The sequence below is a fragment of the Anabaena sp. PCC 7108 genome, from assembly GCF_000332135.1.
GTDB lineage: Bacteria > Cyanobacteriota > Cyanobacteriia > Cyanobacteriales > Nostocaceae > Anabaena.
The window spans coordinates 1,899,336-1,912,614 of record NZ_KB235896.1 but is presented as its reverse complement, the minus strand read 5'-3'; the positions used below and the strand labels follow the sequence as shown (position 1 = coordinate 1,912,614).

Sequence of the window (13,279 nt, the reverse complement as noted above, 5' to 3'; positions counted from 1 at the left end):
AACCTCACAACATTGAATAGTTAAAAATTAATGGTGGGTTACGCTGTCGCTAACCTGGCCTACAAACTGCGTTCTTGTGCGAAACTTTCCTCAAGATGTGGTTAATTTACGTCAAAATGACTGTAAACTCAGAAATAGATTGATATTGCCCAACAATAATATGTCTTCTCCGTCTAATCCCTCATTGCGTGAGCAACAACATCCCCTGATTCGTCAACTAGCTGATTGTATTGAGACAGTTTGGCATAAACATCTAGATTTATCACCATACAATTTGCCTGCTGAATTGGGATATGTAGAAGGTAGACTAGAAGGCGAAAAACTGATTATAGAAAATCGCTGCTATCAAACACCCCAGTTCCGCAAAATGCACTTAGAACTGGCAAAGGTGGGAAATATGCTAGATATTTTGCATTGCGTCATGTTTCCCCGTCCAGAATATGACATTCCTATGTTTGGTTGTGACTTAGTTGGGGGTAGAGGTCAAATTAGTGCTGCGATCGCAGACCTTTCTCCTGTAAGCTTAGATAGAATCTTACCAGCAGAGTATAATTCTGCCTTGAGCGAGTTAACTGTACTCAATTTTTCCCAACCGCGAGAGTTACCGGAGTGGGGAAATATCTTTTCTGATTTTTGTCTGTTTGTTCGTCCTAGTTCCCCAGCAGAAGAAAAAATGTTTCTTTCGCGGGTAGAAGATTTTTTAGACATTCATTGTCGTCAAGCAAGCCTATCTAGTCCTGTTGTTCCAGAAAAAGTAGCCTCAATTTTGGCTGGACAACAGAACTATTGTAGCCAGCAACAACAAAATGATAAAACCCGTCGTGTACTAGAAAAAGCCTTTGGTCAAGATTGGGCAGAAAATTACATGACCACTGTATTATTTGACTTACCACAATAACCATTTTCTATCTCCCTAACTTCTCATATCTTTATCTGTAAGCTCCGTTACGTTTTCCCATAACTTATAAATGTAGAATTCATTTAAGCCAGAGTTCAATGGAGTCAAAAACAGTAGGGGGAATATTAACATAGCTACTTTTTAGAATATGTACCCAGAGATAATTTGTTCTTTTTTTAGGTGTAAATGACTAAAGAAAGCTCACAGGTTAATAATCAAGTTAAGGTAATTTTGATGTTGGGAATGCTTTATTTGACAGATATGTTTCAATTGGTCTTTGACTATGCCAATTTTTCTTTTCTGAAAAGACAATTTTAGATTTTTTAGCACATTCTTCGGTTGTAGAAACTCTTGGTAATAGTCTACTACCTAAAAGATGTCTGCATTGTTATAGTGTCAGCATTCAGTAAGAATTTAGGATGTAACATTATATCCTGCTGATTGCTGATCAAAAAACTCTTCTCTCCTGCCTTATACCAACAATAATTATTTAAGCCGATCTACTTTTACCTACCAGATTTATACCAGGTTGCCTTGAGAAATAAATAGGATCTGAGTGCTGGAGTTTGTGAATTCAAGAGTTTGAATTCTCTTAACGAATAGTGCAATTACGTCTCATACTCAGAAGCTATTCACAGTTATCAGTTGCGGCTAATTTGTTTTTTTTACTTCCATCAGCACAATTCAGATAACCGAGCAACATACCATGTCAAGGGTGACTGAAAAACCAAAGTCAACGGAACAGGGACTGGAAAAATCTAAAGTTTGGTTGAAAGTTGCTGTAGCACTTCCCGTAGTGATTGCTGCTGGGTTTATAGCCACAGCTAAAATCGAACAGTTAAAAAAACTCACTTCCTCTGTCACCATGGCACCATCTGTCAGCAGCATTAGTGCTGTGGGACGTTTGGAACCACGTGGAGAAGTGATTAAAGTCGCTGCCCCCAACTCTGGATTATCAGCAGGATCACGAGTACAGCAACTCTTAATCAGAGAAGGACAGCGAGTTCAGCAAGGTCAAGTTCTAGCTATTTTAGACAGTCGAGATACTAACATGGCAGCAGTGGAAGAAGCAAAAGCCAAGCTGCAAGAATCTCGTGCTAATTTAGCTCAAATCACAGCAGTTTCACCAAGAGATATTCAAGCCCAAAGAGCAGTAATTGCTCGTTTACAAGCTCAGTTAGTCGGAGAAAAAAATGCTCAACAAGCCACAATTGCCCGTCTTGCTGCCGAGTTAAGCGGTGAAAAACTTTCTCAACAAGCCGGTATTCAACGTCTAGAAGCTGAACTCAGTGGGCAAAAAGATAGTCTCAGAGCTACGATTAACCGAATTCGCGCCGAACAGCGCAATGCTGAAGTTGATGCTGGACGCTATGACTTCTTATACAAAGAAGGCGCTATTTCTCAGCAAGAAAGAGATAGAAGGCGTTTAAGTGCGGTTACAGCTACTCAACAATTACGTGAAAGCCAAGCTAGTTTGAGACAAGCTTTAGGAACTTTATCACAGCAAATTGCCGAAGCCAGAGCTACTCAAGTCAAAACTATAGCTACTTTGCAGCAGCAACTAATTGAAGCCACAGCTAATCGCAACAAAACTATAGCCACTTTGCAAAAGCAAATAGACGAAGAAAGGGCTAGGTTTAACAGGTTGGTAGATGTGCGTCCTACTGATGTGCAAATAGCACAATCCCAAATTAGCAATGCGATCGCTCTGATTAAAAAAGCGCAAGCAGAACTGCAATTAAGCTATGTCAAAGCCCCAAGCCCTGGTGAAATTTTAAAAATTCACACCAAATCTGGCGAAGTTATGAGTGCTAATGGCATTGCGGAAATTGGACAAACTGATCAGATGTTTGTTGTTGCAGAAGTTCCTGAAGACAGTATTGGTAAAGTCCGGGTTGGTCAACTCGCTACGATTACCAGTGATAATGGCGCATTTAACGGGCAATTAACGGGAACAATCACTAGTATTGGCAGAAAAATTGGCAAAAAGGATGTATTAAATACAGATCCAGCAGCTGATGTTGATGCCAGAGTCGTAGAAGTTAAAATTGCAATTTCCCCAGAGTATAGCCAGAGAGTTTCTGGTTTAACTAACGCTAAGGTTGTTGTCGAAATTAAGACTGATGAAGGTACGAAAAAACAGTAATCTTGCCTTGATATCTATCAAGCTAATTCTTAATTCAATATCTCAAATTCAAACTTGGTATAATTGCTGGGGAATTTAGAAAATGGGTCAAAAAATCCCTCTGTCCTGGCTACAACTAACCAGAGAAAAAACTCGCCTAGTTGTAGCTTTATCAGGTATTGCCTTTGCTGACATTTTAATGTTTATGCAACTGGGTTTTCGAGATGCATTGTATTACAGTAACGTGAGAATGCATGAGAGTTTAAAAGGTGACATTGTTCTGATTAACAGTCAATCTAATGCTGTTTTAGCAATGAAACCCTTTTCTCAAAGGCGGTTATATAAAACATTAGATTTACCAGAAGTACAGTCAGTATATCCTATATACTTAGACTATACAAGCTGGAAAAATCCGATTACAGGCCGCCCTCGGAGTATTCTTACTTTTGGAATAAATCCAGAAGTTAATGTCTTTGATTTGCCTGGTGTAGATGAAAATTTAAATAAACTTAAATTGCCTGATGTTGTTTTATTTGACCGTTCTTCTAGATTAGAATATGGACCAATTGCTGAGGATGTTGATCAGGGAAAGTTGGTGACAGCAGAAGTCAGAAGGAGACGAATTAAAGTAGTAGGATTATTCACTTTAGGAGCATCTTTCGGGGCTGATGGTAATTTAATTACCAGCGATGTCAATTTTTTACGCTTATTTAGTAATCGACAGCGGGGCTTAATTGATATTGGGTTAATTAAATTAAAACCAGGAGCAGATTTAGCTGTAGTTACTCAATATTTACGAACTTACTTACCTACAGATATTAATGTTTTAACCAAGCAAGAATTTATCGATTTTGAAAGAAATTATTGGGCAAGTAGTACAGCTATTGGCTTTATTTTCACTTTAGGGACAATTATGGGTTTTATTGTCGGAACTGTAATTGTTTATCAAATTCTGTATACAGAAGTAACAGATCACTTATCTGAATATGCTACCCTTAAAGCCATCGGCTACACACAAAATTATTTGCTAACAGTCATTTTACAAGAAGCTTTTATGTTAGCAGTTTTAGGATATGTTCCAGGATTTGCTTGCGCTCTTGTTATGTACAAAGTTGCCAGAGATGCTACTCTTTTACCAGTTGCTATGAGTAATTATCGGGCTGTTATGGTACTTTTATTAACTATCATTATGTGTTTTATCTCTGGCATAATTGCTATGCGTAAATTACGTTCTGCTGATCCAGCAGATATTTTTTAAATCAAGTTCTAGGAAGAAATTGCATATGATAAAATTGAGTAAATATGAAATAGCAAAATATCTGATTACTTAATAGTCTATGATCTAAAGTTTGCAACACTTAAGCCAATATTTATTCTCAACTCTAGCTAATTTCATGTAATCCCATATCGCCTAAATTTATGATTAGTAAAGAACCTGTCATCTCCATCAAACATATTAACCATTACTACGGAAAAGGTGTCCTCAGAAAACAAATTTTATTTGATATTAACCTAGATATATATGCTGGAGAAATTGTAATTATGACTGGACCATCAGGTTCAGGTAAAACTACATTGTTAAGCTTAATTGGTGGTTTGCGTTCTGCACAAGAAGGAAGTTTGAAATTGTTAGGGGAAGAACTATTGGGAGCTAGTCAAAGTAAGCTGGTACGGATGCGACGCAATATTGGTTATATTTTTCAAGCTCATAATTTGTTGGGGTTTTTAACGGCTAGGCAAAATGTACAAATGGCAGTAGAATTAAATGCGAGAGTTTCTCAATCTTCAGCTATTCGTAAATCAGAAGCCATGCTGGGATCAGTTGGTTTAGCAGAAAGGATGAACTACTACCCAGATAATTTATCAGGTGGACAAAAACAAAGAATAGCGATCGCTCGCGCTTTAGTCAATCATCCTCCACTAGTTCTAGCAGATGAACCTACGGCAGCATTAGACAAACAATCAGGACGTGACGTTGTAGAAATTATGCAGCGTCTAGCCAAAGAACAGGGAACTGCGATCTTGTTAGTAACTCATGATAACCGCATCTTAGATATCGCTGATCGCATCGTCGAAATGGAAGATGGTCTTTTAACTCGTGATGCCCAAAATGTAGCTATAAGTAACAAAGCTGGACAAGAGGTTGAACATCCTCGCTAACTACACCTTGAAACATAGATAAATTTCAAGATGTAGTCTTCTGCGGTTGTTGAAAGTTCACTAGTTGCACCTTGAATACATAATTACTGTTTATTTACACAAACCTGAAAGTTTTAAGTTTGCTCATACTAGGGTACAGAAATATTTGGTTGGCGAGTAGTCCGAAAAGTTACATTTACACCTTCATTAGATTGTTCCAAAACAAGCAGAGGTGTGGGTTTAGCCTTTTGATCCCAATGCATATAGACAATCCGACCTTGAATAGTTGGTTGCCAGGTATCATCATCTTCTCTAGGGCTGAGGTAAGTTTCTATACAGTCCATTATTTGACTAATAGTAGTAGAAGTAGCTTGTGTCGGTAACTTCATTAACCGAATTTGAATCCGAAATAGCACTCGCTTGACAATGTTGGGAGCAATACCAGTTTCATGCTCAACATCAAAAATTTCATCTACTTGTTTACCAGTATTGCTGGCAATCCCGACTTGTCCCTGTTGAGATTGATGTGGCCGCAGTGCAGAAGAAATTTTATCTTTAATCTTGAGTTTAACCTGATTAACAATCCCAAAATGGAACACCTCCTCTGACATCCGCATTCGCAAATAATCAAGGTTAAAGTCTCGTGAGTGAACTAAATCTGGATTAGTTTCCATTTTACGAATGGTTTCCAGCGCTAACTTCAACTTTTTTTCTAGTTCTCGCGTCCGAAATTTTTCAAACTTGACTTTTTTCTCGTACTTACGCACTAAAACCTTGCTATAGATAATCATAGCAATTAGCGCTAAAAGCAGACCTCCACTGGCGACCATCAATAACGGTTGTATCTGAAAATCGCTTGCTTGTACTACTTGGTTTGTCTTTTGAGGCTTGGAACCTGAAGACTGGGCTAGAAAAATTGTACTGAGCATGGTTAACAACTGAAAGATTTGATTCCTAATGTTTAGGATGCCCCAATCTTTGATATCAAATTACTGTAATGTTAATATTTTTTTACATATTGTGGTAATTTTCAAATGTACAGACACATTGGCGACCCCGATGAATCTACAGCAATTGAGGAATATTCGTCTCGTGGCCACAGATATGGATGGCACTTTGACGAACGAGGGAAAATTTACATCAGTACTGTTACAAGCCTTAGAAAATTTAGCTACAGCTGAAGTAAAGGTACTGATTGTCACAGGACGTTCAGCCGGATGGGTAAGTGGACTAAGTAGCTTAATGCCAGTTGCTGGTGCTATGGCAGAAAACGGCGGTTTATTCTACCTATCTCCAAATCTCCAACCAGTAGCTTTGACCCCCATTTCTGACTTAGTTGCACATCGTCAACATTTAGCCAAAGTCTTTGAAAAATTACAAATTCAATATCCCCAAATTAGAGAATCTGATGATAATCGCTTTCGTGTCACTGACTGGACATTTGATGTAGCTTGTTTGAGCCTAAGTGAACTACAAAATATTAATAGTATTTGTCAGCAAATGGGTTGGGGATTTACTTACAGCAATGTCCAGTGTCACATTAAACCCCAAGGACAAGATAAGGCTGTGGGATTGTTGCAAGTACTACGTCAATACTTCCCCGAATATTCACCTGAACAAATAGTGACTGTTGGTGATAGTCCCAATGATGAGAGTTTATTTAATAGTCGCTATTTCCCTATTTCTGTAGGTGTGGCCAATGTGCGGCAATATGCAAATCAGTTGCAGTATCAACCTGCTTATATAACGACTGCGGCTGAAGGAGAAGGATTTTGCGAGTTGTCTAATTATATTTTACAAAGTTTTTCAACCTCACACCTATCCTAATAGGACTTGGTTAAAACTAAAAAGTTAGACATAAGTTCAACGCTTATGCTTTGCTTATGCAACCCACATAATATTTTTATATATATTCTTGGCGCTAAAAGTAGTGCTTATCATTGCTAAATACTAGTAAAAGCAGGTAGATTAGAAAATTAATTAATAATAAAAATTATGCCCAGAGCCACTTTCAAGCATTTTCTCGTCTATATATGGAATTGCAATATTCAACATCAGTAATTAATAAGTTAAGGTAATACCATTTTTATTATTTCTTTGTTATTTTGTATTTAACGGGACAGTTCTTCAACATACTCTGAGTTTAAATAGCATTAGTTAAACCTGTTCTCTGCTTATTCCATATAAAAGATCCTACTTGAATTTATCTTCCATCTTTTGAACGCAGATTTGTGAAACAAATTGCATGGGAGTAAGTCAAATAAGGTATATCTTTCATCAATCTAAGTACAACCGGATTTACAATTATGATCACAACCAATAGTCAACCTATCATTCTCCCTACTTTGATTAACCCTATGGGAGAAAGCCACCAAGCCGGTAATAAATCTGACTTCTTACAACCAATACGTCAAAAGTTGGATGGAATGGAGATTCAGAACCGCAAATTAGCTAAATTTATTGCCAAACTGATTCCTGCTCAGTGTCCATTTGAACGCGATATTATCGTTTTTGGTCGTAAAATCGCTCACATTCCCCCAATGTGTAAGCTAAATCCCCTGTATGATGAATTTGTAGGCTTGCGTTTTCGTGCATTGTGTTATTTAGTAGATCAGTGTGGAGAAGATATTCAATCCTACTGCTAAATACAACTAGATCAAACACCGCATGGAAATTAAAATCGAGCATCAACCTACTCAAGAACATCTCAACGATTTAGGTGTATATAAATGGGCAATTTGGCAAAAAGAAGTTTCCAAATTCCCGTGGACTTATGATTCTCAAGAAACTTGTTACTTCTTAGAAGGTGATGTAATTGTAACTCCAGATGGAGGACAACCAGTGCAAATGGGTAAAGGTGATTTTGTAACTTTTCCCGCAGGTATGTCTTGTATGTGGGAAATTACCAAAGACGTAAAAAAACATTATTGCTTTGATTAGTCAAGCGCCAATATTTTCTTTATTCCTTGGGATTGTTGACAATCCAGAAAACAAACATCTCATCATTTACTCGGAGTTAGTTGTGTTTGGAGATTCGCAATGAGTGTTATGAACTAAAGTTGCAGTATCAGTAAATTGTTTGTATCCGTATTCCTGAAAACTTGTTGCGACTCCATCTCCTCATAGAGAATTTCTCTGCTGATCATAGCAGCGCTTACGCCAATAACGTAACCCAAAAGCTCCTCCTAAAATTATTAAACTGGAAGCAGAATTGAATTCAAAAGGAACAGGGGTGGAATTTAGAGTGGCATTGAGTTGTATATTGTCAATTCGATTATTACCTGCGCTAGAAGTAGCGCCATCAAAAGTAATGCGAAAAAAGGCTGTAGAGGCACTATCTATGGCATTAACATTGCTGAAGTCAAAAGTTTGCAGAGCGAAACTTATTGCGGGGTTATAGGGATTTGTGCCGCTAATTCCTACTGTTGAAAATGTGGTGCCATCAATAGACCATTCAACTAAATCATTATTGAAACCTGTACTTGTTTTCTGGGTTGCAAATGTTAGAATTGGGTCGGAATATTGTGAGAGATTAAACTGAAGTGTAATATTTTTACTATTATTAACATTGGATGTACCAGCTTGCAGACCAAAAGATTGACCAGCAGGATCACTACCTACAGCATTGATTGTTGTACCTGTAAAGTAGATAATGTTTGCAGGGACGAAATTACTTGTTAGCGTACCATTACCTTGACTAGAATTTAAGTTGCTGCTGTTGAAGTTCCAAGAATCAACAAAGGTGAGAGCTTGAACATCATCAGGAGAAGCAACTGTGAAACCCAAAGTCAGCGTAGACATCAACAGAAAATAAGACTGTGAAATAAAACTCTTTAGCATAAGAATTTATACTTTAATTTATTTAAAATAATATCAATATTGGCGCTATTTAGCAAGATATTATTTGATTTTTGATAGTTTTTGCAATTTAAGTAAATCCACTATGGTCACTTATTTTTTATTTCAGTAGTAATACTGAATAGACAAACAATCATTTATAATAGATTTCAGAATGGATTTAAATACAAAATGCTCTTACATTTAAGCACTTGGACGGAAGTTGAAACTTATTTACAAAAATCTCAAGGAATTATTTTACCAATTGGTTCGACGGAACAACATGGACCTACGGGATTAATTGGTACTGATGCAATTTGTGCAGAATCTATATCAAAAGGTGTTGGGGAAGCAACTCAAGCTATGGTTGCACCAACAATAAATGTGGCAATGGCATTACATCATACTGCTTTTCCGGGAACAATTAGTTTACGTCCTAGCACTTTAATTTTAGTAGTTAAAGATTATTTAACTTGTTTAGTCAAAGCTGGTTTTACTAAGTTCTATTTTATTAATGGACATGGGGGAAATATTGCGACTCTCAAAGCTGCTTTTTCTGAAACTTACGCTCATTTAGAAGATTTACAAATTCCCAATTCCTCAAAAGTTCAATGTCAAATTGCTAATTGGTTTATGGGTAGTTCTGTGTACAAACTTGCTAAAGAATTATATGGTAATCAAGAAGGTTCTCATGCTACCCCTAGCGAAGTAGCTGTTACCCAATATGTTTATCCAGAAGCAATTAAAAAAGCATATCTTTCTCCAGAAGTTGCTAGTGGACATAAAATTTATAGTGCTGTTGATTTTCGTTTACGTTATCCAGATGGCCGTATGGGTTCAAATCCAGATTTAGCAACCCCAGAACATGGTAAGCAATTTTATGATTTGGCTGTGGAGGAATTGAGTAAGGGATATTTGGAATTTATGAAGGGGGAATAGGGTTTTTTCTCACGCAGAGGCGCAGAGTCGCAGAGAGGAATTGAGAGGATGTCTAAATACATACAAATAGATGTAACATATATCTTAAATCCTGTTCATCCTTAAATCCTGTAAATCCTGATTCAGACAATATGTGGACACCTAACACCGCACTACAGAACGGACAGTATATCATTAAAAAAGTCATCGGTGGCGGTGGCTTTGGTGAAACCTATCTTGCAGAAGATACAGAAGAAAACAGGTTGGTTGTGATTAAAACCCTCAACCGCGAACAACGAGAAAAACCAGACTTTGCGGAAAGACAAAAGAGGTTTAGAAAGGAAGCCTTAGATTTATCAAAATGCTATCATCCGCATATTGTCCAAGTTTACGACAATTTTCCCGAATATGAATTTCTCAATTGTCTGATAGCGAAGCGTGGCGTAGCCATATCAGACAAATAACTTATTACGATATAATAATATAATCAATTCCCATCAGCAGTAAAAGCTATGACTATGAAAGAACTGATTCAAGCAGAAATTGACAAAATACCAGAACAAGAACTAAATAACCTTTATCAATTGATAAAAGAATTTACTGGTAAAATAAATAAAATGAAACATTCAGAAACATTGGAAACTTCAGAAAAACATCTTTCTAATTCCTATCCTTACCATGATTTAGATTATCTTGCTGGAACATGGACAAAAGAAGATGAAACTGAATTTTTACTTAATACTCAACAATTTAATGAAATTGATCAAAAGTTATGGCAATAAAATCAATCTTACTAGATACTAATGCTTATACTGCTTTTAAACGTAATCAAAATGAAGCAGTTACAATAATTGCAAATGTAGATATTATTGCCATCAATTCTATCATCTTTGGAGAATTACTAGGAGGTTTTGCATTAGGAAATAAACCAGAAATTAATCGTTATGAATTAGATAAATTCATGCAATCTCCTAGAGTTAAAATATTTCCTGTAGATGAGAAAACATCAGAATATTATGCTCTCATTTATTCTCAATTACGAAAAAAAGGAAAACCTATACCTACTAATGATATTTGGATTGCATCTACAGCAATTCAACATGATTTAATTTTATTTACCTATGATAGTGATTTTGAAAATATAGACAATTTAAAATTAGGTAGTTGTTTAGCAGATTTTATTTAGGAATGATAATTTATCATCATACTTTAAACCCACATCCTGGAAATCCTGATATGGCTACGCCACGCTTCGCTATCAGACAAATAAAAATCACCAACTCCCCACCAAAAATCATCCAATAACATCCTGAAAATCTTCAAATCCTGGAAATCCTGATTCTGATAAATAAAAATCACCAACTCCTCACCAAAAATCATTCAATAATATCCTGTACATCCTTCTGTAAAAAATGAACTAACTGTTAATTCATCAGCCAGATAGTAAATAAAAATATAAGATTTCTTTTGGAAATAATTATCTTGATGAATAGAAACCTTATATATGCTGCGCGAACAGATTTCTAGATATAACATTAGCATACCCAAAACTCGGAACACTGTCAAGCCCCCTAGCTGAAATCACCAAAACTCGTAAATTTATTGACAAAATTCTCAATAATAATGAGAATAGACCCGCAATAATTGAGAAAATATTTTTTCCCAAAATCCCATACAAATAACTTATACTTTCTCTGCAACTCCGCGCCTCTGCGAGAGAAAAAATTCAATCTATTTTAGCATCAGGACGGGCAAGATGCCCATCCCACAAACTAACAAACTCTAACTTTGAGCAATACCTTCTTCCCGTGCGGCTTGTTGAACAGCAGCAGCTACAGCATTAGCAACACGCTTGTCAAAGACAGAAGGAATAATATGTTCCCGATTCAAATCCGCCGGTTTGACCAAAGAAGCGATCGCACTGGCAGCTTCTAAACACATAGTAGTAGTAATCGTACTAGCCCGACAATCTAAAGCCCCACGAAACACCCCAGGAAACGCCAGGACGTTATTAATTTGGTTGGGGTAGTCACTCCGACCCGTAGCCATGACAGCGACATTTTTAGGGGCTAATTCTGGTTGAATTTCGGGAATGGGATTAGCCATTGCAAACACAATTGCATCTTTCGTCATGCCTTGTACCATTTCTGGTGTCAAAACTCCCGGTGCGCTGACACCGATAAACACATCTGCACCTTGGACTGCACCGGCTAAAGTTCCTTGGGCTTTAACGGCAAATTCCAGTTTTTCTGGGGTTAAATCTGTACGAGTAGTGGATATAATCCCCTTAGAATCGCACATCCAGATGTGTTCTGCTCCAGCTTTGCGGAGTAAACGAGCGATCGCTACCCCAGCCGCACCTGCACCATTAATCACAATGCGTATATCTGCAATAGATTTTTGCACAAGTTTTAGAGAATTAAACAATGCCGCCAAAGTGACAATTGCTGTCCCATGTTGATCATCATGAAAAATCGGGATATTTAATTCTGCTCGCAGTCTTTTTTCAATTTCAAAACAGCGCGGTGCAGCGATATCTTCCAAATTCACACCACCAAATACCGGGGCGATGTTTTTGACAGCTTTGACAATCTCATCTGTATCTTGAGTATCCAGACAGATGGGAAAAGCATCCAGTCCAGCAAATTCCTTAAACAGCATGGCTTTCCCTTCCATCACAGGTAAAGCTGCTTCAGGTCCCAAATTACCCAAACCCAAGACAGCACTACCATCAGTGACAATCGCTATGGTGTTGTTTTTGATAGTCAGGTTGTACACTTCCTCTGGATTTTGAGCGATCGCTGTACAAATCCGACCGACTCCGGGAGTGTAAGCCATTGCTAAGTCAGAAACACTTCTTAAAGGAATTCTACTAACAATACTGATTTTGCCACCCCGATGTAAATTAAAGGTGCGGTCATAAACACTGATTACTTTAATATCTGGTAATATTTTTACACCTTGAACAATTGTTTCCGCGTGTTCGGTACTAGCTGCATCAACCGTAACATCACGTATAGATTCTTGGCGGGTTTGCTCAATTAAATCAATTTGTCCTAGATTACCACCAGTAGCGGCAATGGCCTGTGTTACAGATGCTAACATCCCCACCCGATTGGGAATTTGCAAACGCAGGGTAACACTGAAACTAGAATTAGGAGTTAGATTTTTCATGGTGATTTGCGATTTTAAATTTTAGATTTTATATTGAATTGCCAGTTAAAATTCTATTTCCACAATTAAATATGACATTTAGTGTGTATTTAAGGAGGTCGGCATTAAAAATTGTCGTTCTGAAAAAGCAGGAAGCAGAAGAAAAGAGGTTTTTGGGCAACTTTGCTTTTCAGTACTTACTTAGTTAA

14 protein-coding genes are annotated in these 13,279 nt (G+C 37.2%); 11 read left to right on the top strand and 3 right to left on the bottom strand.

Features of this window, described 5'->3' with window-relative positions; translation table 11 throughout:
* Positions 1-160: 160 nt before the first annotated feature.
* The 4 genes from ANA7108_RS0109495 (at position 161) to ANA7108_RS0109475 (ending at position 5,183) form a co-directional block, all read left to right on the top strand.
* Positions 161-898, top strand: a complete 738-nt coding sequence (locus tag ANA7108_RS0109495; protein WP_016950550.1) for a phycocyanobilin:ferredoxin oxidoreductase — start codon at positions 161-163, stop codon at positions 896-898.
* Between the two features lie 706 nt (positions 899-1,604).
* On the top strand, positions 1,605-3,044 hold the full coding sequence (locus ANA7108_RS0109485; RefSeq protein ID WP_016950548.1) for an HlyD family efflux transporter periplasmic adaptor subunit: 1,440 nt from the start codon (positions 1,605-1,607) through the stop codon (positions 3,042-3,044).
* A gap of 82 nt (positions 3,045-3,126) precedes the next feature.
* Positions 3,127-4,281, top strand: coding sequence for an ABC transporter permease DevC (gene devC, locus ANA7108_RS0109480; RefSeq protein ID WP_016950547.1), 1,155 nt, complete (start codon positions 3,127-3,129; stop codon positions 4,279-4,281).
* Positions 4,282-4,442: 161 nt separating this feature from the next.
* A complete protein-coding gene (locus ANA7108_RS0109475) occupies positions 4,443-5,183 on the top strand; it encodes a DevA family ABC transporter ATP-binding protein (protein WP_016950546.1) in 741 nt (246 codons plus the stop codon).
* A gap of 128 nt (positions 5,184-5,311) precedes the next feature.
* Here ANA7108_RS0109475 and ANA7108_RS0109470 read toward each other — a convergent pair whose 3' ends face one another.
* Positions 5,312-6,091: a hypothetical protein gene (locus tag ANA7108_RS0109470; protein ID WP_016950545.1), complete on the bottom strand. Its 780-nt coding sequence runs from the start codon at positions 6,089-6,091 to the stop codon at positions 5,312-5,314.
* 130 nt (positions 6,092-6,221) lie between these two features.
* On the opposite strand from ANA7108_RS0109470, the gene ANA7108_RS0109465 reads away from it, so the two are divergent.
* The 3 genes from ANA7108_RS0109465 to ANA7108_RS0109455 all read left to right on the top strand — a co-directional run bounded on the left by ANA7108_RS0109465 (position 6,222) and on the right by ANA7108_RS0109455 (position 8,102).
* Positions 6,222-6,989, top strand: coding sequence for an HAD family hydrolase (locus tag ANA7108_RS0109465; RefSeq protein WP_042490955.1), 768 nt, complete (start codon positions 6,222-6,224; stop codon positions 6,987-6,989).
* Positions 6,990-7,468: 479 nt separating this feature from the next.
* On the top strand, positions 7,469-7,807 hold the full coding sequence (locus tag ANA7108_RS0109460; RefSeq protein WP_016950543.1) for a Mo-dependent nitrogenase C-terminal domain-containing protein: 339 nt from the start codon (positions 7,469-7,471) through the stop codon (positions 7,805-7,807).
* A 22-nt stretch (positions 7,808-7,829) separates the two neighbouring features.
* A complete protein-coding gene (locus ANA7108_RS0109455) occupies positions 7,830-8,102 on the top strand; it encodes a cupin domain-containing protein (protein WP_016950542.1) in 273 nt (90 codons plus the stop codon).
* A 180-nt stretch (positions 8,103-8,282) separates the two neighbouring features.
* Here the strand turns inward: ANA7108_RS0109455 and ANA7108_RS0109450 are convergent, their stop codons facing one another.
* Positions 8,283-9,002, bottom strand: coding sequence for a hypothetical protein (locus ANA7108_RS0109450; protein WP_144052371.1), 720 nt, complete (start codon positions 9,000-9,002; stop codon positions 8,283-8,285).
* A gap of 189 nt (positions 9,003-9,191) precedes the next feature.
* Here ANA7108_RS0109450 and ANA7108_RS0109445 point away from each other — a divergent pair, with 189 nt between their 5' ends.
* The 4 genes from ANA7108_RS0109445 (at position 9,192) to ANA7108_RS0109430 (ending at position 11,103) form a co-directional block, all read left to right on the top strand.
* Entirely contained in the window at positions 9,192-9,938 is a 747-nt protein-coding gene (locus ANA7108_RS0109445) for a creatininase family protein (protein WP_016950540.1), read from the top strand.
* Between the two features lie 131 nt (positions 9,939-10,069).
* Positions 10,070-10,381 carry a protein kinase gene (locus tag ANA7108_RS27120; RefSeq protein ID WP_016950539.1) on the top strand — a complete coding sequence of 104 codons (312 nt, stop codon included), beginning with the start codon at positions 10,070-10,072 and terminating at the stop codon, positions 10,379-10,381.
* Between the two features lie 48 nt (positions 10,382-10,429).
* Positions 10,430-10,699, top strand: coding sequence for a hypothetical protein (locus tag ANA7108_RS0109435; protein ID WP_016950538.1), 270 nt, complete (start codon positions 10,430-10,432; stop codon positions 10,697-10,699).
* The gene (locus ANA7108_RS0109430) at positions 10,690-11,103 is read left to right on the top strand and encodes a type II toxin-antitoxin system VapC family toxin (RefSeq protein WP_016950537.1); all 414 of its coding nucleotides are present in this window, start codon (positions 10,690-10,692) and stop codon (positions 11,101-11,103) included. The genes ANA7108_RS0109435 and ANA7108_RS0109430 overlap by 10 nt, the downstream gene beginning before the upstream one ends.
* Positions 11,104-11,699: 596 nt before the next feature.
* On the opposite strand, the gene ANA7108_RS0109420 is transcribed toward ANA7108_RS0109430, so the two are convergent.
* On the bottom strand, positions 11,700-13,091 hold the full coding sequence (locus tag ANA7108_RS0109420) for a malic enzyme-like NAD(P)-binding protein (protein ID WP_016950535.1): 1,392 nt from the start codon (positions 13,089-13,091) through the stop codon (positions 11,700-11,702).
* Between the last annotated feature and the right edge of the window lie 188 nt (positions 13,092-13,279).